At 34.0% G+C, this 25,752-nt stretch carries 19 protein-coding genes; 4 read left to right on the top strand and 15 right to left on the bottom strand.

Annotation, left to right across the window (positions count from 1 at the left end):
* Nucleotides 1-239: 239 nt before the first annotated feature.
* The 9 genes from VB798_RS10845 to VB798_RS10805 form a co-directional block, all read right to left on the bottom strand.
* On the bottom strand, nt 240-428 hold the full coding sequence (locus VB798_RS10845) for a hypothetical protein (protein WP_323258491.1): 189 nt from the start codon (nt 426-428) through the stop codon (nt 240-242).
* Nucleotides 409-2,043 (bottom strand): Ig-like domain-containing domain, encoded by a 1,635-nt coding sequence (locus VB798_RS10840; protein WP_323258490.1) that lies wholly within the window; start codon nt 2,041-2,043, stop codon nt 409-411. Before VB798_RS10840 ends, VB798_RS10845 begins: the two co-directional genes overlap by 20 nt.
* Nucleotides 2,044-2,224: 181 nt before the next feature.
* Entirely contained in the window at nt 2,225-3,109 is an 885-nt protein-coding gene (locus VB798_RS10835; protein ID WP_323258489.1) for a class I SAM-dependent methyltransferase, read from the bottom strand.
* Between the two features lie 99 nt (nt 3,110-3,208).
* Nucleotides 3,209-5,071, bottom strand: a complete 1,863-nt coding sequence (gene mnmG / locus VB798_RS10830) for a tRNA uridine-5-carboxymethylaminomethyl(34) synthesis enzyme MnmG (RefSeq protein WP_323258488.1) — start codon at nt 5,069-5,071, stop codon at nt 3,209-3,211.
* A 484-nt stretch (nt 5,072-5,555) separates the two neighbouring features.
* Nucleotides 5,556-5,975, bottom strand: coding sequence for an rRNA maturation RNase YbeY (gene ybeY, locus VB798_RS10825; RefSeq protein WP_184136284.1), 420 nt, complete (start codon nt 5,973-5,975; stop codon nt 5,556-5,558).
* A gap of 168 nt (nt 5,976-6,143) precedes the next feature.
* Entirely contained in the window at nt 6,144-9,494 is a 3,351-nt protein-coding gene (locus VB798_RS10820) for a DUF4175 family protein (RefSeq protein ID WP_323258487.1), read from the bottom strand.
* A gap of 166 nt (nt 9,495-9,660) precedes the next feature.
* The gene (locus VB798_RS10815; RefSeq protein WP_323258486.1) at nt 9,661-10,425 is read right to left on the bottom strand and encodes an exodeoxyribonuclease III; all 765 of its coding nucleotides are present in this window, start codon (nt 10,423-10,425) and stop codon (nt 9,661-9,663) included.
* A complete protein-coding gene (locus tag VB798_RS10810; protein ID WP_184136290.1) occupies nt 10,422-10,769 on the bottom strand; it encodes a hypothetical protein in 348 nt (115 codons plus the stop codon). The genes VB798_RS10815 and VB798_RS10810 overlap by 4 nt, the downstream gene beginning before the upstream one ends.
* Before the next feature lie 192 nt (nt 10,770-10,961).
* Nucleotides 10,962-11,306: a carboxymuconolactone decarboxylase family protein gene (locus tag VB798_RS10805; protein WP_323258485.1), complete on the bottom strand. Its 345-nt coding sequence runs from the start codon at nt 11,304-11,306 to the stop codon at nt 10,962-10,964.
* Between the two features lie 88 nt (nt 11,307-11,394).
* Here VB798_RS10805 and VB798_RS10800 point away from each other — a divergent pair, with 88 nt between their 5' ends.
* Nucleotides 11,395-12,072 carry a ComF family protein gene (locus tag VB798_RS10800; RefSeq protein ID WP_323258484.1) on the top strand — a complete coding sequence of 226 codons (678 nt, stop codon included), beginning with the start codon at nt 11,395-11,397 and terminating at the stop codon, nt 12,070-12,072.
* Nucleotides 12,073-12,121: 49 nt separating this feature from the next.
* On the opposite strand, the gene gldJ is transcribed toward VB798_RS10800, so the two are convergent.
* The 4 genes from gldJ to VB798_RS10780 all read right to left on the bottom strand — a co-directional run bounded on the left by gldJ (nt 12,122) and on the right by VB798_RS10780 (nt 20,102).
* Nucleotides 12,122-13,348 (bottom strand): gliding motility lipoprotein GldJ, encoded by a 1,227-nt coding sequence (gene gldJ / locus VB798_RS10795; RefSeq protein WP_456319143.1) that lies wholly within the window; start codon nt 13,346-13,348, stop codon nt 12,122-12,124.
* Nucleotides 13,349-13,555: 207 nt separating this feature from the next.
* Entirely contained in the window at nt 13,556-16,915 is a 3,360-nt protein-coding gene (mfd, locus tag VB798_RS10790) for a transcription-repair coupling factor (protein ID WP_323258482.1), read from the bottom strand.
* A gap of 897 nt (nt 16,916-17,812) precedes the next feature.
* A complete protein-coding gene (locus VB798_RS10785) occupies nt 17,813-19,462 on the bottom strand; it encodes an OmpA family protein (RefSeq protein ID WP_323258481.1) in 1,650 nt (549 codons plus the stop codon).
* A gap of 58 nt (nt 19,463-19,520) precedes the next feature.
* Entirely contained in the window at nt 19,521-20,102 is a 582-nt protein-coding gene (locus VB798_RS10780) for an LOG family protein (protein ID WP_323258480.1), read from the bottom strand.
* Between the two features lie 222 nt (nt 20,103-20,324).
* On the opposite strand from VB798_RS10780, the gene VB798_RS10775 reads away from it, so the two are divergent.
* On the top strand, nt 20,325-21,401 hold the full coding sequence (locus VB798_RS10775) for an acyltransferase (protein ID WP_323258479.1): 1,077 nt from the start codon (nt 20,325-20,327) through the stop codon (nt 21,399-21,401).
* Between the two features lies 1 nt (nt 21,402).
* Here VB798_RS10775 and VB798_RS10770 read toward each other — a convergent pair whose 3' ends face one another.
* Together VB798_RS10770 and VB798_RS10765 are read right to left on the bottom strand one after the other, a co-directional pair.
* Complete coding sequence (locus VB798_RS10770) at nt 21,403-22,794, bottom strand: tetratricopeptide repeat protein (RefSeq protein WP_323258478.1); 1,392 nt, start codon at nt 22,792-22,794, stop codon at nt 21,403-21,405.
* A 332-nt stretch (nt 22,795-23,126) separates the two neighbouring features.
* Nucleotides 23,127-24,032: a TIGR01777 family oxidoreductase gene (locus VB798_RS10765; protein ID WP_323258477.1), complete on the bottom strand. Its 906-nt coding sequence runs from the start codon at nt 24,030-24,032 to the stop codon at nt 23,127-23,129.
* Between the two features lie 196 nt (nt 24,033-24,228).
* On the opposite strand from VB798_RS10765, the gene VB798_RS10760 reads away from it, so the two are divergent.
* On the top strand, nt 24,229-25,035 hold the full coding sequence (locus VB798_RS10760) for a lysophospholipid acyltransferase family protein (protein WP_323258476.1): 807 nt from the start codon (nt 24,229-24,231) through the stop codon (nt 25,033-25,035).
* 4 nt (nt 25,036-25,039) lie between these two features.
* Nucleotides 25,040-25,741: a DNA repair protein RecO gene (recO, locus tag VB798_RS10755; protein WP_323258475.1), complete on the top strand. Its 702-nt coding sequence runs from the start codon at nt 25,040-25,042 to the stop codon at nt 25,739-25,741.
* The last annotated feature ends 11 nt before the right edge of the window (nt 25,742-25,752 follow it).

The following is a 25,752-nucleotide window of genomic DNA, read 5'->3' as shown; positions in this document are numbered from 1 at the left end:
GAAAACTATTACTTCTATTATACTGTGGATATGTGGAAGAGTATTGTGAAACATTATTTTCACGTACAATTGTTAATATCAGTTTTATTATCAACATTTTATGATTACTTATCAACACATAACTATTTGATTTACAGAACATATAAATTTAATCAACATTTATGTGTATAACTTTATTCATTTTCTCAACATTGTCAACATTCAAAATTTATGTGGTTAACATGTCTTAAAAATAGGGATTAAATCGATAGTTTTCCACTTTTCAAAAAGCCCATTTTTACTTTCCACAATGAGGCTTTTTCTTTCCACAAAAATGAAGGGTGAAAAACACCTACTTTTCCACTTTTTTGAACGGCTATTTGCCCTGTTTTGGTACTTATCCACAGAAGGTTGACCAGTTTTCTGATTTTAGTCAATTGTGAAATCATTTCCTGAAAGAACAAAGTTCTGTTTTAGCTTTATCTTGTTCGGATTGTAGATAATTTTTTCGGGAAGCGTATTGGTTTGAATATCGCCTTCATCCCAGCGAGCATTTTGATTTTCATCCACAATTAATCTTAGATAATAAATACCCGCTTTTAGAAAGGCAAATTCGTATTTCAAAAGGTTGTCCACTTTTTGGATTACTTCATTTTTATCGTTCATCAATTCGATAAAGAAATGTTTTTTGTTTGGATTTTTTACTTCGCCTTCAATGATGCCATAATTTTCAGGATCACGAATTGGATGATTGGCTTCGTACTTTGAAGTAGTGTCATTTTCAAGAGAAATAAAAGCTTCTTTTTGGAATCGCACTCTTACAAATTCCTTCGGTTTCTTATCATTTTTCTGGATGATAAGTTTCGTTTTATCTTGATTCCATTTAATATCTTTTTCAGTAATTGGTACTTTAATCAAAGTATCATTCATGATTTCAATTTTATTCAAATCATATTGAATTACAGATTTTGTAAAATTGATAGTATAGCCAACTTCTTTCAAATCGATGTCTTCATTATTACTTGGACTGATTTTAATACCGAATTCCTCTTTGACACTTTCATCCTTTTTACCTTTTACTCTGAATTTTATTTTTTGTTCGTGGGTAAAAACTCTATCTAATGAATCCGTCACAGAAATTTTTACTTTTACGGTATCAGTAGAATTGTTAATAGTATTATAAATTCTAAGATTTTTTGCATCAACTTGTTGATAAGCGAGTGTATCTTTTCTGCCAAGAAAATCAATTTTGGCATTTTTTATTCCACGATTGTATTCTATATAATAATAGCCAGAAGTATTTCTTGTCTTAAATACTTTGTTTGGAGTTTTATCCATTTTAGCCATATTGATTTCTAAGTTTGATAAATTGGTTTTTAAATCAATTGTATCTCTCACAAAACCCACTAGCTCTTTAGCTTCTTCGTATAAAAGATTACTGTTTGCATCAGAAATTGCGAAAATTCTATACTTGCCAGCAGCCACATTTTCAATTTTGAAAACTCCAGAACTATCCGTTTTCGTGAAATAATAAGGTTTTACTTTTCTAGGATTCAAAGTATCGGTATAATTATATAAACCCACATTAATATCTAAGACTGGCTTATTGGTTTGTGGATTGAAAACTTTTCCACTCACACTCAAAGAATCTATGATATTACCAGTACTGAAAACCAATCTGATATTTTTAGCGACATTTCTTTCAGTAATATCTTTAATAGCATTTCTAAAATTTAAACTATAAGTAGTGTTTGGTTTAAATGGTTTATCGAAAACAAGACGCACACCTTTAGGTAATGCTTTGCTTTCATAAGTACCTTCAATATTTGGTGTGATTAATAATTGCTGTTGAATATTATCGACACTTACATACTCGTTGAATTCAATTTGTACTAATCTGCCTGAAAAATTAATGGCTTGATTATTCGGAAGTGTTTTTACGATAACTGGTGCAAGCGTATCTTTTTTACCGCCAGTAGGTGCTACGATTTGTGCACAACTAAACAGCATTTCAATGAGTATAAAACTTAAAAAACTTATCAAGACTAAATTCTTCACTTTCATGTTAATATGTTGAAAACTTTGTGGATAAAATGAATGCTAATGTTTGAATAACTAAAATAAGGACTTACTTATCCCAAAATTGCTTAAAAAAATCGGTTTATCGAAATGTTGACCATTTTGCAAAAAGAAACCCTCAGCGTTTGATAAACTCTGAGGGTTGTGGAAAAGTGTGTGAATAATGTTAATTCTTCTTAAATATGTAAATTAAGCTAGAATAATTCTGTTGATTACTTTCAGCTTTAAAGTTCGACTTCAAACCATCTACAAAAGCTTTAAGATAATTGATTTTCCCTGTTTGATATTTAGTACTCAACATCGAAACATAGAATGAATCAAACTTCATTGGCAGTGTTTTTTCTAAACGGAAGTTATGTTGTTCAAAAAGTTGCTTTATTGTCTTTTGCGAAAAATGATATAAATGTCTTGGAACATCATAGGCTGCCCATTTGTTGCCATAAATAGCTGCATCTTCAGATTCATGATTAGGCACAGCAATAATCAACCAACCATCATTTGAAAGTCTTTCATAGAGCCAATCAATTGTTTCATTTAATTGATGAACATGTTCTAAAACATGCCAAAGTGAAATGATGTTAAATTGCTCATTTGGGAAAGAACTAAGCACATCATTTTTGATAGTTGACTGATTAATTTGTTCTGCAATTGCCCTTGCATCATCGTCTGGTTCAATGCCAAATACTTTCCAACCATTTTCTTTACAGACATTCAAGAACATTCCTGTTCCACATCCAACATCCAATAATTTACCTTTTGAAGGGAATAGATTATTAACTAATTCTAATTTACCTTTTAAAGTGTATTTCCGAACAGAATGATAAATTTTTGCGATTAATCCTTTAGAAGTATTAGTATGTGAAATGTAAGATTCAGCTTTGTAATATGCTCCTATTTTATCTATTGGAGGACGAGGATTGGTGAATTTAAAGCCACACGAATTACAATTGACAATATCAAATGTTTTTTGGCTTACGGTATAATCTTGAACATTAAGAAAAGTACTAAATGAATTCTGTTGACAGATTGGGCAAGTGCTAATTTTTTCCATGGTTGTTAATTTTCACAAAGATATAAAAAAAGACTTGTAAGCCTTTGGTTTGGAATTACCATTACTTACAAGTCTTTTTGATTGCGCATTATCCAGATTCTATCTGTCCATATAAAGCATTAAAACAGAAACATCAGAAGGTGAAACGCCACTAATTCTCGAAGCTTGACCAATAGTGGCAGGTCTTATCCTTGATAGTTTTTGACGACCTTCATTTGAAATAGCTTTTAGATTCGCATAATCGAAATTCACTGGAATCTTCAAGTTTTCAAATTTCAATAGTTTATTAACCATTACTTGCTCCTTTTCAATGTAGCTTTCATATTTCACATTGATTTCTGCTTGTTCAAGAATTTCGTCAGAATATTTACAAAGATATGCTTCTACTTCAGGTGTCAAGGTTTTCAATTTAACCATATCAATGTCTGGTCTTTTCAATAAATTGATTACCAAAGTACCTTCTCTTAAAGCAGATGTCCCAATTGCTTCTAGTTTAGCATTTACTTCTTCGGGTTTAATTTTCAAAGATTTCAAGCCAGCAATTAATTCAACCGTTTTAGCTTTCTTATTATTCACATTATTCAATCTTTCTTCCGAAGCCAAACCAATAGAATGCCCTCTTTCTGTTAAACGAATATCTGCATTGTCTTGTCTTAAAAGCGTTCTGTATTCCGCCCTTGAAGTAAACATTCTATAAGGCTCTTCTGTACCTTTATTGATTAAATCGTCGATTAAAACACCAATATAAGCTTCTGAACGAGATAAAGTAAAGTCTGGTAAATCTTGCGCTCTTTGGTGTGCATTAATGCCCGCCATTAAACCTTGACAAGCCGCTTCTTCATAACCAGTAGTGCCATTAATCTGACCAGCAAAGAATAAATTCTGAATCAGTTTAGTTTCCAAAGTCTGTTTTAACTGTGTTGGCGGGAAGAAATCGTATTCAATCGCATAACCTGGACGGAACATTCTTACGTTTTCAAAACCAGGAATCTTTTTCAAAGCAGCGTATTGAACATCTTCTGGTAAAGAAGTAGAAAAACCATTTACATAAACTTCTACTGTATTCCATCCTTCTGGCTCTACAAAGATTTGGTGACGGTCTTTATCAGCAAAACGATTGATTTTATCTTCAACCGATGGACAATACCTTGGCCCTAATCCTTTGATTCTACCCGCAAACATAGGGGATTTTTCAAAACCAGTTTTTAAAACATCATGTACTTCATGGTTTGTATAAGTAATCCAACAGCTTCTTTGTTCTGTTAATGAAGGCGTATCTAAATAAGAGAACTTACTCGGATTTTCATCCCCTTTTTGTTCTTCCATTTTAGTGTAATCTAAGCTTCTTCCATCAACTCTTGGTGGAGTACCCGTTTTCATCCTGCCAGCTTCAAAACCCAATTGCACCAATTGTTCTGTAATACCTGTAGCTTTTCCTTCGGCAGTTCTACCGCCTCCAAAGTTTTTCTCACCAATATGAATTAAACCATTTAGAAAAGTGCCATTCGTTAAAACAACTGACTTTGCTTTGAATTCAATTCCTAATTGAGTTTTTACGCCTACTACTTTATTATCTTCAACAATCAATCCAGAAACCATTTCTTGCCAAAAATCCACATTCAAGTTTCTTTCCAAAGCTAAACGCCATTCCTCTGCAAAACGCATTCTATCCGATTGGCATCTTGGCGACCACATAGCAGGTCCTTTTGAACGATTTAGCATCCTAAACTGAATCATGGTTTTATCAGAAATAATCCCTGACATACCGCCCAAAGCATCTACTTCACGCACAATTTGTCCTTTGGCAACGCCACCCATCGCTGGATTGCAAGACATTTGTGCGATTGTATTCATATTCATCGTAATGAGTAATACTTTAGAACCCATCGTTGCTGCAGCGTGAGCGGCTTCACATCCTGCATGACCAGCTCCTACTACGATAACATCATATTCTTTGTACATATTTTTAATTGGTAATTAAATCTTATTCTCTGTTGTTTTATAATCTTGTTTGTTTTTCTCTTTAGAAGATGCTTTTGATACATTTAAGGGTAATTAAATTTATGCTCGAAATACAATAATCTAATTAACATTCCATGAGTTTAATTTTATGTTTCACACTTGTCTATAAATATATAGAATAATATTGTTTAGCCTCAAAAGTGCTAGTTATTGATTCTATTTTATCTAATATTTTCAAAAAGTTAATTTTAACACTCAATTTATAAGTATGATTTAATGTGAGCTAATATCTTTTAAGATAGATACTGAGTCATCAAGTATTACTTGTGCCTAGTATATTTTTATCTATGAAGTATTACTTTAGGTGTTTAAATGGTTATTTAAAATTAGATATTCAATATTTGAATCACTTTGAAAGAATACTCCAAAAGTCACATTTTTAACAAGTGTTCCACGTGGAGTGTTTGATAAAAATAACAAGGTGTTAATTATTGAAAATTGAAATGTATTTACTTTCAAGCTCTCTCATCTGTGCTTCATCTTCGTCAGAATGGTCGTCGTAACCGCAAAGATGTAATAAGCCGTGAACTAAAACACGCTTAAATTCATCAAGAAACTCGGTTTTTAATTCTTGTGAGTTATCTTTTACTCTTTCAATACTTACAAAAATATCACCTTCAATATCTTCTTCTTCCTCTGAATTGTCGAAAGTAATAATGTCTGTATAAGTGTCGTGATCTAGGTACTCAAGATTGATTTTATGAAGGTACTCGTCAGAACAAAATATATAGTTGAGGTTTCTCATCTTAAAGCCCTCTGATTCAGCTACTTTTTTAAGCCAAGCTTTTAACTGGTTCTTCTGACCAAATTTGAAATCAATATCCTCGTTGAAAAAAACAATCATTGTGTAATAACATTGTTAAGTTTGAAATAATTCGTTTACAAAGATACAATATAAAATTCAGCTTGTGAATATCAACGACTTAGACTAGAATACGGAAATACCTTCAAACCAATCTACTGTACCAATAAAAATAAAATGGACTCAGATTTAAACCTGAGTCCATTTCGATTAATTGATTTGTTTGAAGTAACTATCCACTTGACGTTTGTAATATTGATTCAAGTTAGGAGGAACAGTACGAAGTAATTCAGTTTGCTTTTGTTTGTCTTTCACATATTGCTGAAATTGTGGCGGGACTTTCCTTGCTAAATCTTGTCGAGCAGATTCGGCTTTGCGTTTTTGCTCTTCTTCCTGTTCTTGCATCGCTTTTTCAGATTCCAACAAACGAGTCAATAATTCTTGCTGACGTTTCATCAAATTTGGATTCAGCCTTTTATTCACTAAATCAGTTTCGCTTTCTTCCATTTTCTTCATCAGCTCTTTTACTTCATTGCCTAAACTTTTTCCTTTGTCAGTTCCTTTATTATTATCCAAAAACTCTTGAAGCATTTTTCTGATTTGTGCTTGCTCTCTCGCCATCTTTGCCAATTGCTCAGAAATACCACCTTGTCCCTTTGCTCCTTTTTGCATCGACTGCTGCATTTGTTGATTCAAATCTTTTTGACTTTCGCTGATACTTTTTCCTTTCCCTTTACTTTTGGTTTTTCCTTTTCCAGAACTCTGCATCATCATTTGTTGATTTTGCTGCATTTGTTTCAAGACATCAGAAAGTAACAAAGCCAAATTATTTATCGAAGTCATCGCAAATTGTTGCTTTGAAGTTGTCATCGGTAATTTTCGTTCTTTAATCAACTTTGTGGCTTCTCCCATAAAACCTTTCATATTACTCATTTCACGAGTCACGAAACTTTCAATTTGTAAAACCCTTTTCGACAAAGCATATAAACTATCTTCAATCACTTTGGCATCATCTTGAATTTTTAATTGTTCTTGCGAAAGTTTAATAAAGCGAGGGTCTGATGGATTCATGCCTCTAAAGTCTTTCATTAGCTTTTCTTGGTTCAACGAAATCTTCACAAGATTTTCAAGAATGTCACGAAGGTCGTCCATATTTTCTTCGTTCTGTTTCATTTCTTGTTCTTGTTTTTCTTTCGCTAATTGTTGCGCCAAATTCTTCATTTGTTTCGCAGCTTGCTTTTGTTTTTGCGAAGCACCTTTATTATCACCTTTTTCAGATTTCTCTTCAGCTTCTTTTTGATCTTGAGAAATGTCTTCTTGCTGTTCTTTACCCATATCCATCTGTTCAGCATTTTTCATTTCTTTGTTAATCTTTTCAGCTTCTTTCAAATCTTTCTTTACTTCTTCAAAAGCCTTGCTGAGTTTTTCTTGTTCCTTTTTATTGGCATCAGCTTCTTTTTGTTTCTCAGCATCGCTTTTATTGGCTTTATCTAAAGCTTCATTTTTCTCAGCAAGTTTATCTTGTTTATCGGCTTGGTCTTCCAAATCTTTGATACTCTTATCTAATTTCTGTTCTAATTGTAATTTTTTGAAAAGCTCCTGCATGCGCTCCAATTCCTTTTCCATGTTACGCTCTTTGTTTTTGAGCTTATCCATTTGTTCAAGCATTTTATTATCATCAGGATTTTGTTCAAGCATTTTTTTCAATTCTTCATATAATTTCTGAGTTTCAGGATCCATCAAATCATTCATCATTTTTTGGAGTGCTTCCATTTTCTGTTGATTTTCAGGTTTCTGTTCATTGAATCTTTGTTGTTTATCGTTCAAATCTTTATTGGCTTCTTGTAGATTTTTGATTTCATTCATCAATTCAGCCTTCTTTTTGATGAGTTCTTCTGCCAATTTCTTGTCCTGATAATCCAGCTCTTTTTTGTTTTTCAGACGATTTTCCAAAGCAGCAATTTCCTTACGAAGTTTTTGTGCTTTCTCGAAAGTCTTTTCTAATTGAGCTTGGGTTTTATCAACAGAATTTTCAATTTCATTATCAATCGCTTGCTTGTCAGGAATGGCATAATTCATAATTTGTGAACGAGTAGATTTTGCACCATTCACGCCATCATTATCCCAAACTTGCACAAAGTATTCAATTCTATCAGAAGGATTGAGTTTTAAACTATCCAAATTCCATTGCTTATAAAAGCTTTGAATAGTTTGATTTCCTTGAATTGGCAAGCCAAAACTCGCATAACTTTGCTGATTATTTTGCCCGTTTCTAAGTACTTTATAAAAAACCGCAAGGCGACTAATGCCATAATCATCGGCGATATTTCCGCCTAAAACCATGAAATTATATAGTGTTGAATCTTTATATTGCTCTAAACTTAATTGCGGATATTTATCAGGAATAACGTTTAAATAGAAACTGATTCCATCTGAATTTGAAGCATATTTATTTTTCAGAAATACTTTATAAGTACCAGAAGCTTTTACTTTTTTAGTGAAATCGAAGCCACCTCTCAACAATTTTTTATCAGCATGATAAGTATTTTTATCACCCTCAAAAACCATTGTGATAGAATCTGTATTACTTACGTTAAAATCCCATTCAATAGAAGTACCTTCTGGAACAGTTAAATTGCCAACATTTTTTAAAGATTCATCAGGTTTATTAAGATATGAAGGATAGTTTACGTTAACATCAAAAAATGCCAAACTCGGTTTGTTGACCAATTCTACTTCATATTGACCAGATTTGAAGCCAGCAGCTTCAAATTGAAAATCGAAGCCATTTTGAACTTTAGAGAAAGTATAAGTATAATGACGTTTGTCATTCGTTTCCATTTTTAGCTTTCTATCATTATAAATCACATAAACAGCATCAGGAATAGTATTGCCTTGAAGACTTAGATTAAGGGTAAAATCTTCGTTTTTGAAAGCCTGTAAACTTTTGTTTTCAAGAAGAAAATTGAAAGGAGCTTCTTCTTGATATTCGTTTTTAAAATTGACAATTCGTTCTGTACTTTTTGAAAAGAAAGCAGGATAAATCATTAAAATACCAACTATCAAAATCGCTGGAAAAATGGCGAATTTTAAATATTTTCGATTGTCGTTTATCTTGATGGCATCAGCAAATTTGACAATTCCTAATTGCTGAGATTTCTGTTTGATAGAAGCAATAAGTAATTCATTTTGCTCTTTGTCGATATTTCTAGTCAGTTGAAGGGTATTGATAAGCTTATCGCCCACTTCTGGAAAGTACTTGCCAATTTGTTCAGCAGCTAATTCATTTGATAAAGGCTTTTGTTTTCCATAGAGAAAAATCAGCGGTTTTATCACCCAAAGAATTGATGAGATGATAAATGCCAACAGGAAAGAAAAGAACAAAATGGTGCGAAAAGTTGTACCAAAATGACCGAAATATTCAAGGACATTAAAAACCAAAAAAGCGGACAAGATAACTGCCGCTGAAAAAATACTGCCTTTGATAAGTCGATTGAGATAATACTTTCGTTTGTATTCTTCAATCCGCATGAGTAATGTTGCGATGGGTGAAGTAGTCATATTGTTAAGGTTTATTCCCGAAGATTTTCAAGTATTGATGAAACAAATTATTAACGAAAAAGAAGCTTGTAAATGTAGAATTTTGAAAGATATATTGAAAAGAATTATTAAAAAAAACGAACCATAAATCTTTCAAATTCAAAAATTTATGATTCGCTCATTAGTTTTACACAGAAATTTCAAGTAAAACAGGGCAATGATCTGAATGTTTAGCTTCTGGCAAAATAGCAGAACGAACAAGTCTATCAGTCATACTTTCGGTTGCGCAATGATAATCAATACGCCAACCCAAATTCTTTCCCCTTGCTCCTGCTCTATAACTCCACCAAGTATATTGATGTGGCTCAGCATTAAAATGCCTGAAAGTATCTACAAAGCCATTCGCAAGAAACTTCGTAACCCATGCTCTTTCTTCAGGTAAAAAACCAGAACTATTGGCATTCGATTTTGGATTATGAATATCAATTGGTTGATGACAAATATTATAATCTCCTGAAATAATCAGGTTTGGAATTGACTTTTTCAGTTCGTCTGAATAGCCATAAAAATCATCCAACCATTGCATTTTAAAACCTTGACGTTCATCGCCACTAGAGCCAGAAGGCATATAAACCGACATCAAAGAGAAAGTATCAAAATCAGTACGGAGTACTCTTCCCTCACGGTCGTAGTCTGGTAAACCACAGCCGAAATCAATGTTGTTGGGTTTTACTTTCGTGAGAATGGCAACACCGCTATAACCTTTTTTTTCGGCAGGAAACCAATAAACATGGTAACCCATATCCTCAAAAACAGCTTTGTCGATTTGGTGTTCTTCAGCTTTAATTTCTTGCAGACAAATCATGTCTGGATTGCTCGCTTTGAGCCAATCGATAAAACCTTTGTTGATGGCAGCACGGATGCCATTTACATTATAAGTGATGATTTTCATACAAATACTTCCCTTTCAAAATATTCTATAACTTGAGCTTTCAATAATTTTTCTTGTTCAATTACATTTACGAAAGGCAAAGGTTGAATCAATTTCCAATGTGGCCAACCGTCTTGATCAGTGCCTTCCAATTCATAAATACCGCTATAACTAAGTACTTTACAAATGGCAATGTGCATTAAATCTTGCTTTTGTTCTTTGGTAAAAAACTGATGTCCTTTTCCTAATTCTTGAACACCAATCAGGAAGAGTACTGCATTCAAATCAGCAGGCTTTTTCCCAAGAACTTGTTCTAATTTATCTAATAAAATGTCCCATTGCTGGGCGAGATTCTCTATTTCCATATTTTTTTTATTAGCTGTAAGCTTTCAGCTATGAGTAATGAGTGTTTTTGAAAATTTAGATGTTGACCAAAAATATTGATTCTTGGCATTTATAATTGTGAGTTTTGAGTTGTGAATGAGTGATTTTTAGTAAAGACTTATTTTTATAATCCATAAAATATTCAGCATTCACAACTCTTCATTCACAACTCCCTACTCCTCACTGCGAAGTTCTTCCCAATATTCAACAGCTCTGCGCAAATGTGGAATAACAATTGTTCCACCAATTAAAGTAGCGACAGAAAAAATCTCTTGCATTTCGGCATCGGTTACTCCTAATTCAAAACATTTTCCGAGGTGATATTTGATACAATCATCACAACGCAAAACCATTGAACAAGATAAACCCATCATTTCTTTAGTCTTTTCAGATAAAGCTCCTTCAGCGTAAGTATTGGTATCGAGATTGAAAATTCTTTTAATTACTTTATTATCAGAAGACAAAATTTTATCGTTCATTTTGCTTCTATACTCATTAAATTCTGCGACTAAACTCATGATTATTGTTTGATTGATGTTAAATTGTATGCAAAATACAAAGAAAAAATTGTAATCAGTTTCTAACCTTAACAACATTCCCGAAATCATGTTCAGCGCATTTATCGACCTCATTTTTCCAAGAATTTGTACAGCTTGTTTGGAGCCACTTCAACGCAATGAAGAAATAATTTGTACGGATTGTAGATTCGATTTACCAAAAACTAATCTGCATCTTGAAACCGAAAATACTTTAGCGCATAAATTTTTTGGAGAAGTACAATTAAAACATACTTTGAGCTATTTGAAGTTTGTAAAAGGAGGAAAAGTACAACGATTAATGCACGAATTAAAATACAAAGGCAATCAAGAAGTTGGTGAAATGCTTGGTCGTTGGTACGGAGCCGAATTAAGAGAAAGTGGTTTTGCTGATGCCTTTGATTTGATAATTCCTGTACCACTTCATCAAAAAAGATTATTGCTAAGAGGTTACAATCAATCAGATTGTTTTGCAAAAGGTTTATCCGAAAGCCTAAATATTGAATGGCGAAATGATATTTTAATCAGGGAAACAGAAACAAGTTCGCAGGTTAACAAATCAAGGTTAGAGCGTTATCAAAATATGGACAAGGTTTTCACCGTGAAGAATCCAGAACTTTTAAGAAATAAGAAAATTGTAGTTGTTGACGATACGCTAACGACAGGCGCAACGCTTGAATCTTGCGTTTTAAGCTTGCAAGCATTTGAGATAAAAGACATTTCTATACTCACCCTAGCAATGGCATAAAAAAAGGCGACAGAATCAAATTCTGCCGCCTTAATAATGGGTAAAAATATTATTTATTCGCACCTGCTCTAATCATCGCACATCTAAAACCAATGGTTGAAGTAGCAGAATCTTGGTCAATAAATCTACGTGTTCCTGGTGCTAACCAATAAGCAACATCTGCCCAAGAACCACCTTTGTAAACTCTTGCTTTGTTATCTACTAAAGAGTTATTATTTTTTCTATCGTAGTTTTTAGCGTTATCTAAATAATCGTTTCTACGAATTGGGTTTAAATCATTGAAATCTTCATAAGATAATGGACGGTACAAGTCATAAACCCACTCATTTACGTTACCAGCCATTTGGTATAATCCAAAATCATTTGGCGGATAAGTATAAACTTCAGTGGTGATAATTGCACCATCATTTGATTTACCTGCAATACCCGCATAGTCACCACGACCACGTTTGAAATTGGCTAACATTGAGCCTTTTTTCTTGCCTTGTGAAGCACGCATATTTGGTCCGTCCCAAGGATAGATTCTTTGATTGGTTTGATTTTCATCTTCATACTGAGTACCAATCATGGCTTTTGCTGCATATTCCCATTCTGCCTCAGTTGGAAGACGATATGCAGGCAATACTTTTCCGGATTCAATTGCTAAACGTTGACCAGCAGAATAAACTGGTGCTGTTCTACTTTCAGCTCCTTTTTTGCCTTTTTTCTTTTTCTTCTGACTTTTCATAGCGATATCGTTGTTAACGGCAGCGGTTCTCCAAGTACAGTAATCAGAAGCTTGTACCCAAGAAACACCCACAACTGGATACATTCTAAAGCCAGGATAACGTAAATATTGTTCTACATAAGAATCGTTAAAAGCTAATTCATCTTTCCAAACTAAAGTATCTGGCAAAGCAGATTCATAAAATTCTTGAGAAGAATCTTTCATTACAGAATTCAAATATTCAAGGTAATGAACGTTTCCAATTTCTGTTTCATCCATGTAAAATGACTGTACAGAAACTGTTCTTTCTAAGTTATCTCTAGAATTGACAACGTCTTCTTCCAAAGCTCCCATCGTAAAACGTCCGCCTTCTACAAAAACTAAGTTCGGACCTGTTGGTTGACCTTTGAAGGATTTATCAATCTGAAAACCTCCTTTTTTATTATAAGCAATACCAGTAGCAGTACTTGTTTTGCCGATTTTTACACTAGTTGACTTTTTCGATTTACAAGAACTTACCATTGCAAGACCTGCTAAAAGAATAGCCATTGATTTGAGAGACAACTTCATCTGTTAATTAATTTGATTGTCGTGAATAAGAATAATTTTAAAATCTTGTTTTTTCCTTTATTAGGAAGAGTGCAATTTACAGAAAAGACTACAAATTTATGCTAAAGAGTGTAAATTCTGCTGGCTTTCTGATAGAAGATTCTTCATCTTCATCATTATCAATGGAATATTACGAATAAATAAGTAAAAATCTGAACTGTGGAAGCTTTATAATTTTGTTATTTCTTTCAAAATCCACTTCAATTCTTCAATAGAAGTAATTTTATCGAAATACAACATCAATTTTCCTTTTACTTCTTTCAACGAACATTTTCGTGAATTTTGTTTTACATATTCAATAACCTTGCCGAAAACTGCTGATTTATAATACTTTTCATTCTCTGAGGGAACGAAGAAACACTTCAGATTATTATTTTTCAGCAATATTTTTTCCATTCCTAACGATTCTGCAATCCAACGAACCCGCACAATTTCAATCATATCAGACATTTCTGGTGGAATTGGTCCGAATCTGTCAATAATCATACTTTCAAATTTTACCAATTCTTCTTCTGTTTTCATATCATCTAATTGGGTGTAAAGCGAAAGTCTTTCAGAAATACTGCTGATGTATTTTTCAGGAATCAATACTCTTAAATCGGTTTCAATCTGACAATCAATTTTGAGTTTTTCGGCCGTTTCTGCTAAATCTTTTTCAAATAACGCTCTGAATTCATTTTCTTTTAATTCCTGAACGGCTTCATCCAAAATTTTATGATACAATTCATAACCTAAATCATTGACGAACCCACTTTGTTCAGCACCCAATAAATTTCCTGCTCCACGAATATCCAAATCTCGCATCGCTACTTTGAAACCATCGCCCAAATCAGAGAATTCTTCTAAAGCACTTAGCCTTTTTCTGGCTTCGGAAGTCAATAATGAAAGTGCTGGAGTGAGTAAATAACAGAATGCCTTTTTGTTGGAACGTCCTACTCTTCCACGCATTTGGTGTAAATCTGACAAGCCAAAATGATTGGCGTGATTAATCAAAATGGTATTCGCATTCGGAATGTCCAAACCAGCTTCGATAATATTGGTAGAAACCAATACATCAAAATGTCCTTCAATGAAATTCATCATTGCTTTTTCCAACTTATCGCCATCCATTTGTCCATGAGCCACACCTACTTTGGCATCTGGCACCATGCGTAAAATTAGATTAGCGATAGATTCCAACTCTCCCACTCGGTTATGCACAAAATATACTTGTCCGCCTCTTTTGAGTTCATAGCTTACTGCATCACGAATGAGTGTTTCACTGAAAATCTGTAATTCAGTCGTAACTGGCTGACGATTTGGCGGAGGCGTTGCGATGATAGATAAATCTCTTGCTCCCATCAAAGAAAAATGAAGTGTTCTTGGAATTGGCGTAGCCGTAAGCGTCAGTGCATCAATATTTACACGCATTTCCTTCAACCTGTCTTTTACTTTTACGCCAAATTTCTGTTCTTCGTCAATAATCATCAAGCCTAAATTCTTGAAAATTACATCTTTGTTCACAATTCTGTGTGTACCAATCAGAATATCAGTTTCGCCTGAAGCTACTCTTTTGAGTGTTTCTTTGATTTGTTTATCAGATTTAAAACGATTGATGTATTCTACACGACAAGGAAATTTCTCCAGACGATCACGGAAAGTTCTAAAATGTTGCATTGCTAAAACCGTAGTTGGTACTAAAATCGCTACTTGTTTTGAATCTGCCACAGCTTTGAAAGCCGCCCGAATCGCTACTTCTGTTTTTCCAAAACCCACATCACCACAAACTAATCTGTCCATCGGATGTGGTTTTTCCATGTCAGCTTTTACGTCAGCAGTAGATTTTGCTTGGTCTGGTGTATCTTCATACAAGAAAGAAGATTCCAGTTCTGCCTGCATAAAAGTATCTTTTGAAAAAGCAAAACCCGGCGCCATTCTACGTTTTGCATAGAGTGAAATCAATTCTTTGGCAATGTCTTTTACTTGTTTCTTTACTTTCGATTTTCGGTTTTCCCATTCTGGCGAACCTAATTTAGACATAACTGGCGGTCCGCCTTCTTTGCCTGAGTACTTCGCAATTTTATGTAATGAATGTATGGAAACCATCAACACATCATTGTCTTTATAAATCAAACGAATGGCTTCTTGTTCGGCATCGCCGACAATTACTCTGTCTAAACCTGCAAAGCGACCAATTCCATAATCAACGTGCGTAACAAAATCGCCTACTTGGAGTGAACGCAATTCTTTTAAAGTCAGCGCTTTTGATTTGGAATACTTACTTTTTTCTCTGAAACGATGAAAACGGTCGAAAATCTGATGGTCGGTATAACAAACAATTTTGGCTTGCTGGTCGATAAAACCTTCTCTCAAAGAAATATTCATTGCTTGAAAGCGAACATTTCTATCAATTTCATCGAAAATAGTTGCCAAGCGTTCAAGCTGTTTGGGCGAATCGGCAGAAATAATATTGGTATAATGAAAGCCTTGATTTTCACGAAGATTATCCGCCAATCGTTTGAAATCCTTATTGAAAGTCGGCTGTACTTTTACTTGGTATTGAATCTTTTCGTGGACAGATTTGAAGTAAAATCTTTTGCCAAATTCCACCGTCCCAAATTCTTTAATCAAATTCAGAAAACTTCTGCGAGTTTCAAATAATTGATTAGGTTCAGAAATCACTTTGATACCGCCACTTTTGGCAATGATTTCTTGAAAATTTGCTTCTACTTTTTCGAACGATTTTTCAATAATTTCCAAAGTCAATTCTACATCCTTGAACCAAAGACGAGTATTTTCTGGTAAAAAGTTAAAGAAAGGTTCACGAGTTTCCTGAATCAATCGACTTTGAACGTCGGGAATGATATTGATTCTGGAAATGGATTCTACCGAAAGTTGAGATTCTGGGTCGAATGTTCTGATACTTTCTACTTCATCACCAAAAAGGTCAATTCGGTAAGGCAAATCATTGGCATAACTAAACACATCCACAATTCCGCCACGAATAGAATATTGCCCAGCTTCGTAAACAAAATCAGTTTTCTCGAAATCATAGCTTGATAATACTTCACCCAGAAAAGCGGTATCTAATTTCTCAGAAACATTAATGGTAAAAGTATTTTTAGAAAGCGAACGCTTGTTGATTACCTTTTCGGAAAGGGCTTCGGGATAAGTAACAATCAAGAATCCTTCAGTACTGTTATTGAGTTTGTTGAGTACTTCAGCTCGCATCAGTACATTGGCGTTATCAACTTCTTCGTACTGATAAGCTCTTTTGTAAGACATCGGGAAGGAAAGTACACGCTCCTCGCCTACTAAATTTTGCAAATCGTTGATAAAGTAAGCCGCTTCTTCACGGTCGGAAAGGACAAAAAGGTGCGATTGTTTTTCGTCAAGTAAATGTAAAGCAGAAGCAACAACGGCATCCAAACTACCAATAAACCCTTTGATTTGGATATGTGGATAGTCTTTCGGCGTTTTAATTTGTTCGGCAATCATCTGTACAAAGCCGTCTTCACGATACAGAGTAAGGAAATCTTTTACGAGCATAATCTTATGATCAATAACAACAATAGCCACGAATCGCCAGATTCCTAAAAATCCGAGCAATTCGTGGCGAAAAATTCGATACAAATTTAACCTTAAAAAGAAGTATTTGGTTTAAATGAAAATTATTTTGTGTAAAGTGATTTTAAATTTAAAAACCTTGACCAAAAAGATGTGTATTTGAGTAATTGAAGAAAAACTTGTTAGAGTAAAGAAAATATTTAATATTTTAGGGAATTAGCCTGACTTGAGAAATAATCAAAGAGAATTCACAAGCTAGAATGGCATGTAATTAAATATATCAATATGAAAAAGCTTATAACACAGTTCTGGGAAATACAGAAGAAGTCTAAAAACCAAATTCTCTTATTTGTTTTTTTACCATTAAATAATCTAACGCTTTTCATTTATTATAAAGTTGTAATGGTTGGCAGTGGGCTAGTCCCATTATTAATTTTTTGGCTACTTATGTATATTCCTATGATTTTTATGATAGTTTTTCTTCGACCAATAGCCTATTTACAAAAACAAAACAGAGAGAATAAAGAGGGATAATAAATATCAAATGTTGACCAAAATGATAGTTTTTTGAAAAATAAGATACAAAAAAACCTCAGTGATTATCTACTGAGGTTTTTTGTATTTAATCTCTTTTACTACTCTTCTTTTCCTGTTTTGCCGCTCTTTTTTCCTTGAGGGTTTTTGTTGGTTCTTTTTTAACCTCTTTGATTGAGCCTTTATCCTTTGCCATTTTATGTTTTTTTTAGTTAGTTACAAGTTAGTTTAAAACCAACGATAATCTTATGCTTAACATTCTTTTAATTTTTTCTCGAAGATTTTCAAAGATAAATTTCAATGTTAAAATATGGATAAATATAATTTTGTGCCTAAAGCTTAAAATCAATTCTTCAAAACTTCAAATTCTACTCTTCGGTTAATCGCTTGGTTTTCAGGCGTGTCATTAGCTACTTTTGGTCTGGTTTTTCCATAACCTTTAGCTTTAATTCTCTCTGCTGGCACACCCTGAGTAAGCAAATAATTACGAACAACATCAGCACGTTCTTGCGATAATTTGTTGTTTACTTCATCCGTACCAACATTATCAGTATGTCCGCTTACTTCTGAAACTAGTTTTGTGTTTGTCTTAAAGAAATTGGCAATTCTATTCAGCTCTGGATATGATTCTGGCTGTAAAGCGGCTTTCCCAAATTCAAAGAAAATATTATTCATCTCCACCTTTGTACCTGCTTCGATAGGTTTAACCGTCATGTCTTTTCCTTCTACTTCCAAATATCTTCCTGAGATTTTACTCAAATCTATGTTTTGTGAAGTACCTATATAACCGTTGATTTTAGTGCTGATACCATAATTGGTACCATAAGGCAACACAATTTTGTAGATTCCAGTATTTGGGTCTGGCGTGGCGATGCCCAACTCTTTTCCAGTACTTAAATCTTCATAAATAACTTGTGCATTTTGTGGTACTTTCCCCGTTTTGCCATCAATTACTTTTCCAGAAACTAATACAACAGCATCTGATTTTGTGGGTTGAATTGGTTTCCTATCATCAGATTTTCTCGTTCCGCCACCAATTGGCGTTGTGCTTACGATTGGTTTGGTATCAGCTTCGATAGGTTTTGGAGCGTCTAACTTTAACCTAAAAATGTCTTTTTTGCCCAAAGAATTATTACTAGAAACAAAATACGCATAATCACCAGCCGCAGAAATGGTATAATAAGCATCATACTGGTCGGTATTGATGGGTTCGCCAATATTGATGGGTTCAGTCCAATGAATCCAAGTGTCGTCTTTTCTTTTACTTACCCAAATATCATTACTGCCTTTTCCGCCTTCTCTATTGCTCGAAAAATAAAGTGTTTTACCGTCTGGAGCTAAAAAAGGCGTAGTTTCGGTAAAATTGGTATTAATTTCATCCCCTAAATTCATTACTTCCGACCACGTTCCGTCATTTTCGAGAAAAGAAGCATAAATATCATCTTCGTCTGAATTCTTCTTTTCAGAAAAAGCCATTAAAAGTACTTTGCCATCGTTTGACAGAAAACCATATTCGTTTTTCCCTTTGCTGAGTCGTTCATACTTAGGAATAATTACCTTTTTAGGAATGTCCCAGCCATTTGCAGATTTTTTAGCAATCGAAAAACCACGAGTTTCGTATTGTCCGTTTACATAAGCTCCTTTCAATAAGATTGTTTGTCCATCAGGAGAAATACTGAGAATGGAATTATATTGATCACGATTCAAACTTTCAGGCATTCTTCTAGCAGCAGACCACGCACCCATCACATTTTCGGCAAACCAAATATCTTGCGAACCCGAAATTTGGTCTGTTCCAGCTACGCCATATTTATTTTGTGGGTGGCTTTTTCTTCCGAAGTATAATATTCTTCCATCAGGAGCAATGACAGGGTTTAATTCAGAATATTCAGAATTGACCGCAGCACCTAAGCTTTCAGGCTTATTTTGGGCCATCGTATCTGATAAACACAGAAATGAAAAGGAAGCAAAAAAGAAAAAAATGAGGTTTTTCATACAAAGAATAACACTATCAAGATTAGGTTTGGAACGAAAATTACACAAAAACATTGTTTTAAGCTTTATTAATCATTTTCCCAATGAGTTCGCCTTCGTAAGAATCATTTCTAAGCTTTTCTATTAAGGAATCAATGTTATCGTCGATAATTAAGAATTTAGCGTTAGCTTCTCTGACAAATCCTTCTGTGACCATTTTATTAAGCATTACAATTAAATCATCGTAAAAACCATTGGTATTTAATAAACCAATTGGCATTTTGTGTAAGCCAATTTGTCGCCAAGTTAGAATTTCAAATAATTCATCTAAAGTACCCCAACCGCCCGGTAAAGCAATAACAGCATCAGCCTTTTCAGCCATTAATTGTTTACGAACGTGCATAGAATCTACGACGATACATTCAGTTAAGCCTTTGTGTTGTACTTCCCATTTTTCCATAAATGATGGAATGATTCCCGTTACTTCACCGCCATTTTCCAAAACAGCATCCGCCACAACGCCCATTAATCCGCCACTTCCGCCACCATAAATTAATCTAAGCGACTGTTTTGCAAGGACTTCGCCAAGATTTTTGGCAGTAGATTTATAAATTTCATTTCGCCCGAAAGATGAGCCACAGTACACTAAAACGTTTTTCATGAAGTAATAATATTTATGCGTTGAGGATGAATGATTGATATTGCTAAAAATCCTACTTGATTTTTGTCTTTAATCAAAAATGTTTTGCGTTTGTAAAATATATATTCAATAAACTATGATAAAATAAAGTAAGACTAAACAATTTACTAATTTTATACCATCTATTACAAAATTCATAAAACCTTATTTATTAATAAACTACATTTTTAATAACCTATTTCAATGAAAAATCGAGAATCAAACATCGAACTATTGCGTATAGTTTTGATGATTATGATTATTGTTCACCATGTTATTGTTCATGGATACGCCTTAGAAAAAAACATCAAAGACTTTTCTCATGCCAATAGGACAGTCTATCCTGAACTCTTTATCAATAGCTTCGTCATCGTTGGAGTAAACACCTTTATTTTTATTTCGGGCTATTTTGGTATAAAGTTCAAACTAAGGAATTTGATTTCCATCATTTTTCAAGCTTTTTTCTATTCTATTTGTATTTCATTGGTATTTATTTTGACGAGTAGTTCTAAAATTGCTTTAGTGGACTTTGTCAAATCCATTCTTCCAATCTCAGGAAATGTTTGGTGGTATTTGGGGGTATATTTAGGTTTATACTTTATTTCTCCTTTTCTCAACAAAGGGGTTGAGTTTATTGATAATCGCCAACTCGTTTTTTTATTAGCAGGTTTGTTGTATTTGGATAGTTTTTCAGGATTTATCTTCAGGACAGTATCTGGTGATGGTTTTACGGTTTTTCATTTTATAACCATTTATCTTCTTGCCAGATTACTCCATAAATTTGACCTGAAAATCAAAACACCAATACGATACTTTATAGGCTTGGCATTGCTATTATTTGGAAGTACTTTGATTTTATTAGCCATTGATAAACCACAATTTGTCTGGAGGTTATTTGCATATAATAATCCACTGTTGATATTATCGGCAATAATGCTTTTCTATTCATTCAAAGAAAGAAAAATACAAAGTAATGCTATCAATTTAGTTTCTAGTTCGGTATTCGGAATTTACCTCATTCATGACCACCCATTTATCAGAAAAATCATTGTTTATTTTTTGAATCAAGGTCAAGGAAAAGATTCCATTTTTCTACTCATTATCAATATCTGCATCATCGTTATTATTATTTTCTTAATTGGAGCAAGCATTGAGTTATTGCGAAAATATATTTTTTACAAAATAGAATACAGCCTGTTTCAGTTTTGGCGAACCAATAGATGGATTGGTCGAAACAAAAAAATGTTACGTTCTCAAATTCGATTACAAATGAGCAAATAAATCATTCCTCCGAAGCATTAACTCCATCATCAAGATTTGGATTGAGGTGGTGTTTAATTCTAATTCCTTTCACCCATGTTTTTACCCTAGTTTCGGCAAAATGATGAATTGGGGAAACAATTGAAGCCAAAGTAACCAAACAAAGAAGTGTAATGATTGGCGAACGATTCGACAGTTTGGTAATGGAAGGTTCAAGGATGATATTCAGAAATTCAAATAATAAAAGAAGGGAGACTACTCCTATCCATTCTAAAATGGTAGGATTGACCTGACGTTTGTACAACACTACGCTCACCATAATGATGGTTAGGATAAAGATGGTAATACCAACGTATTGAACATGTTGTGAACGCTCTAAAGCTTGTTGTGATTGTGTTTCTCTGAGATGTTCTTGTCTGATAATTTCTAAGAAAGTATATTTTCCTATCTCCTTAAATTTATCCAAATTATACAAACTATCTTTTGCTGCACTCGCCATGATATGGTATTTCAAGGCAAGCCTTGCATCCGTTTTTTCATAAGCCTGAAACAATAATTGAGCTGTCTGATGAATCAGAGTATAAGATTTATGTTTTTGGGTTTCAGCTAAAGCTTTCTCTGCGAAGTAAATGGCAGAATCTCTTTGGTTACTTTTCCAGTAATTCTTGCCCATTTCAAGGTAAATTTCACCTGAAATCGGTAAGCGATGATTATTATTGAAAGAAAGCACCGATTGGAAGTAGCTTTTTGCTAATGGAATATTACCCATTTTATCATAGACTTGTCCCATCGCCAAAGCTGTAGCTGCCACACTTCTGATAGAATATCGTAAAGAAGATTGATAATTCTTATGAAGATAAGCCAGTGCAGAATCTAATTCGCCTAAATCTTTATACATAAAACCAATCATCAAATTGATAGGAATGGTGTTTTCTGGAATATGATATTGGTGAATTAAATCACGACTTTTAAGCATATATTCTAAGCCCTTACTATAATCTAATTTGCCATAAGCCAAGCCCAAAGCCATAAAAACCCTAGCTTGTAAAACTGGGTTGCCGAAGGTTTCGCTGATTTCATTGGTTTTGAGAAGTAATTCTATCGCTTTTCCATGTTGGTTCATTTCAATCAGAAGCGAACTTAAACTTACCCCACAAGAGATTTGCCCTTTGGTATAATTGATTTTTTGAGCCAAACGAAGCCCTTCTTGTCCGTAGGAATAAGCCTTTTCAGCATTTTCGAAATGATAAGCACGAGACAAGAAAATCAGAATATTTACTCTGTTACTATCTATCTTTTCTGTTTGCAAGGCTTTTAGTAAACTATCCTTTGGTGGAAATGGATACTTTTCATTTTGCGCAAAAGAAAACATTGATAAAAAAGTAAAGGCAGTCAAAAAGCAGAAGGTTCTCATGGATTGATAATTTGTATTTTAAGTGAATATAATTAAACTTTAACAATATTCACTAGCCAATATGGCTAAATACAAGTAATCAAATGTGGGTGATTCCTTCCTGCACGTTGCAGGAGCAAAAAGATGTGTTGAAATTTCTTCCCGCACGTTGCAGGAGCAAAAAGATGTGTTGAAATTTCTTCCTGCATGATGCAGGAGCAAAACATCAGGTGATAATTCCTTCCTGCATGTTGCAGGAGCAAAACATCGGATGATAATTCCTTCCTGCGTGTTGGAGCGACAAAAAACAAGTTGAAAAGCTCACAGCTCAAAACTCATCGCTCACAGCTAAACTACAATAAAGCCTCCAAAGCTTTTTTCACAGAAGTATATTGATATTGGAAAGATGTTTCCGAAGCAATTCTTTGATTCAAAACATAATTGCCTCCCAAAACGATATTCGCCATTTCTCCGAATACCAATTTCAACACCCAAGCAGGTACATTGGGCATAAAGAAAGGTTTTTTAAGAATCTCAGCTGAGGTTTTTGTCAATTCATAATTGCTGACAGGATTGGGAGCGACGGCATTATAAACGCCTGTCATCGAATCATCAGTAAGCGATTGAATAAATAATTCACACAAATCATCAATATGAATCCAAGATTGATACTGCTTTCCAGTTCCCAAAGCAGCACCTACACCAAAACGCACGGGCAACAATATTTTAGGCAAAGCACCACCTTTGGTACTCAGGACGATACCAGTACGTAATTTTACGGTTCTAATGCCTAATTTTTCTACTTCATCAGCCACCGCTTCCCACTGAATGCAGCAGTCAGCCACAAAATCATTCCCAGAAGAATGTTGCTCCATAATGATTTCGTCGCCAGTATCAGCCCCGTAAAAACCAATTCCAGAAGCTGAAGTAAAAGCTTGAATTTTATGAGGAAGTGTTTTTAAACTTTCCGTAATTAAATGAAGAGATTTTGTTCTACTCTCGATGATTTCCTTCTTTCTGGCATCCGTCCATTTTTCATCTGCAATTCCCGCTCCTGCCAAATGCACCAAGAAATCGGCTTCAAGCAAAGCTTTCTCGTCGATGATGCCATGTTGGATGTCCCAATGATAAATTTTTACTTTTCCAGTAGTATTGGTGGCTTTTCTGCTAAGATGTGAAACCGTAAAACCATTGGCAATCAGTATTTGTGTAAGGCGAGTACCAACTAAGCCCGAACCACCTGTGATGAGTACATTCATAAATCGCTATTGTTTGAAAAAACAGTGTTTTTAGCTGTTTGTAAGGATAACTCAAAATGCCAAGTAAGAGTTTAGAAAGCTTGAGGAAGAACAATTTTTTAAACAATATACCAAAAATTATCTATCTTCGATTTTGCAAATACTAGCAAATTGCTCTAAAAACTGGATGATAGTAGCGTAATAATAACCCGAAACGATGAATCAACACTTAAAAAAACTTTTACCAATGATGGATGTCTTTGGAATCTTTGAAAGAGATCCATTTGGCAATTCAATGTTAGTAAAAAGAATTATCATGATTGTGTTAGGTTGGATAACCTACTCTCGTTTAAGAGGCATCAATAAAACAAGAATCAGCGGAACAGAGCATTTAGAAGGCTTACCAAATGAAGGCGTACTATTCTTATCGAATCACCAAACCTATTTTATGGATGTGATTTGCCTTTACCATATTTTCTTTAGCGTAAAATGGGGTTTTCGTAACTCTGTCAACTTCCCGATTTACTTGTTAGCACCCCGTTCAAAAGTATTTTACGTGGCAGCCTCCGAAACAATGACAGAAGGAGGATTATTACCAAGAGTATTTTCGCAAGCAGGTGCTATTTTGGTGAATCGCTCTTGGCGAGAAAAAGGCAAAGATGTTAAGAAAGAAGTAGATACAGCCGCCGAAAGCAAAGTTGGTAAAGGCTTATCTTATGGTTGGGTAGTCAGTTTTCCGCAAGGAACCACGACCCCTTACGCCCCACTTCGCAAAGGAACAGCACATTTAATTAAAACGCATAACCCGATAGTTGTTCCAGTGGTAATCAATGGTTTTAGAAGAGCTTTTGATAAAAAAGGACTAAGGTTTAAGAAGAGAAATACGACGCTTTCTGTTACTTTCAAAGAACCTATTCGTTTTGATAAGGATATGCCGACCGAAGAAATAATGGATATTTTAAGAGATAAAATAGAACAGAAAATACCCGTTCAAAAACTGGTTTGGCTAAGAGATAAAGAGTAAAACTATGTTAAACAAAACAAGAGGCATAGTAATCAATTACATTCGTTACCGAGAAACGTCGGTAATTGTGAATATTTATACCGAAGAGTTTGGAATACAGACTTATATTGAAAATGGTGTAAGAAGTGCTAAATCGAAAAATAAAATAGCCTTGTTTCAGCCACTTACTTTATTGGATTTAGTGATTTACCAGAAAAGCAAAAATGCTGGAGCGAATAAACAGATTCATCGAATTGCCGAAATCAAATGCAATACTCCTTTTCATACTTTACCTTATGATATTTATAAATCTTCGATTGCACTTTTTATCACTGAAATTTTAGGGAAATCACTCAAAGAAGAAACGGGGAATCATTTCTTATTTGAGTTCTTACACAATTCAATCATTTGGTTGGATGAAGTAGAAGAACATTTTGAGAATTTCCATTTACAATTCTTATTGCAATTGGGTACTTATTTGGGTTTTTCTCCCGAAAATGCACATGAAATTTCTAATGAATTAAGGATTCATAATTTGCCAGTACTCAGTTTGGCATTAGAAAATCAATTAGACGTTTTGTTAAATACGCCATATCATCAATCGCCTAAAATTGACCGCCATTCACGCAATCAGTTATTAGAATCTATTATCTTATTTTACAGACTTCATGTAGATACTTTGGGGGAAATAAAGTCTTTAACGGTTTTGAAGGAAGTGATGAGATAGGAATGTGATGA

This window comes from Arcicella lustrica (assembly GCF_034930985.1).
Lineage (GTDB): Bacteria > Bacteroidota > Bacteroidia > Cytophagales > Spirosomataceae > Arcicella > Arcicella lustrica.
The sequence above is the reverse complement of the archived record's forward strand: the minus strand, read 5'-3'. Positions and strand labels throughout refer to the sequence as shown.

What these genes read in the sequence shown, in the direction of transcription:
- VB798_RS10845 (WP_323258491.1), bottom strand. Translation starts at nt 428, where the DNA reads ATGATTTCACAATTGACTAAAATCAGAAAACTGGTCAACCTTCTGTGG.
- VB798_RS10840 (WP_323258490.1), bottom strand. Translation starts at nt 2,043, where the DNA reads ATGAAAGTGAAGAATTTAGTCTTGATAAGTTTTTTAAGTTTTATACTC.
- VB798_RS10835 (WP_323258489.1), bottom strand. Translation starts at nt 3,109, where the DNA reads ATGGAAAAAATTAGCACTTGCCCAATCTGTCAACAGAATTCATTTAGT.
- mnmG (WP_323258488.1), bottom strand. Translation starts at nt 5,071, where the DNA reads ATGTACAAAGAATATGATGTTATCGTAGTAGGAGCTGGTCATGCAGGA.
- ybeY (WP_184136284.1), bottom strand. Translation starts at nt 5,975, where the DNA reads ATGATTGTTTTTTTCAACGAGGATATTGATTTCAAATTTGGTCAGAAG.
- VB798_RS10820 (WP_323258487.1), bottom strand. Translation starts at nt 9,494, where the DNA reads ATGACTACTTCACCCATCGCAACATTACTCATGCGGATTGAAGAATAC.
- VB798_RS10815 (WP_323258486.1), bottom strand. Translation starts at nt 10,425, where the DNA reads ATGAAAATCATCACTTATAATGTAAATGGCATCCGTGCTGCCATCAAC.
- VB798_RS10810 (WP_184136290.1), bottom strand. Translation starts at nt 10,769, where the DNA reads ATGGAAATAGAGAATCTCGCCCAGCAATGGGACATTTTATTAGATAAA.
- VB798_RS10805 (WP_323258485.1), bottom strand. Translation starts at nt 11,306, where the DNA reads ATGAGTTTAGTCGCAGAATTTAATGAGTATAGAAGCAAAATGAACGAT.
- VB798_RS10800 (WP_323258484.1), top strand. Translation starts at nt 11,395, where the DNA reads ATGTTCAGCGCATTTATCGACCTCATTTTTCCAAGAATTTGTACAGCT.
- gldJ (WP_456319143.1), bottom strand. Translation starts at nt 13,348, where the DNA reads ATGAAGTTGTCTCTCAAATCAATGGCTATTCTTTTAGCAGGTCTTGCA.
- mfd (WP_323258482.1), bottom strand. Translation starts at nt 16,915, where the DNA reads ATGCTCGTAAAAGATTTCCTTACTCTGTATCGTGAAGACGGCTTTGTA.
- VB798_RS10785 (WP_323258481.1), bottom strand. Translation starts at nt 19,462, where the DNA reads ATGAAAAACCTCATTTTTTTCTTTTTTGCTTCCTTTTCATTTCTGTGT.
- VB798_RS10780 (WP_323258480.1), bottom strand. Translation starts at nt 20,102, where the DNA reads ATGAAAAACGTTTTAGTGTACTGTGGCTCATCTTTCGGGCGAAATGAA.
- VB798_RS10775 (WP_323258479.1), top strand. Translation starts at nt 20,325, where the DNA reads ATGAAAAATCGAGAATCAAACATCGAACTATTGCGTATAGTTTTGATG.
- VB798_RS10770 (WP_323258478.1), bottom strand. Translation starts at nt 22,794, where the DNA reads ATGAGAACCTTCTGCTTTTTGACTGCCTTTACTTTTTTATCAATGTTT.
- VB798_RS10765 (WP_323258477.1), bottom strand. Translation starts at nt 24,032, where the DNA reads ATGAATGTACTCATCACAGGTGGTTCGGGCTTAGTTGGTACTCGCCTT.
- VB798_RS10760 (WP_323258476.1), top strand. Translation starts at nt 24,229, where the DNA reads ATGAATCAACACTTAAAAAAACTTTTACCAATGATGGATGTCTTTGGA.
- recO (WP_323258475.1), top strand. Translation starts at nt 25,040, where the DNA reads ATGTTAAACAAAACAAGAGGCATAGTAATCAATTACATTCGTTACCGA.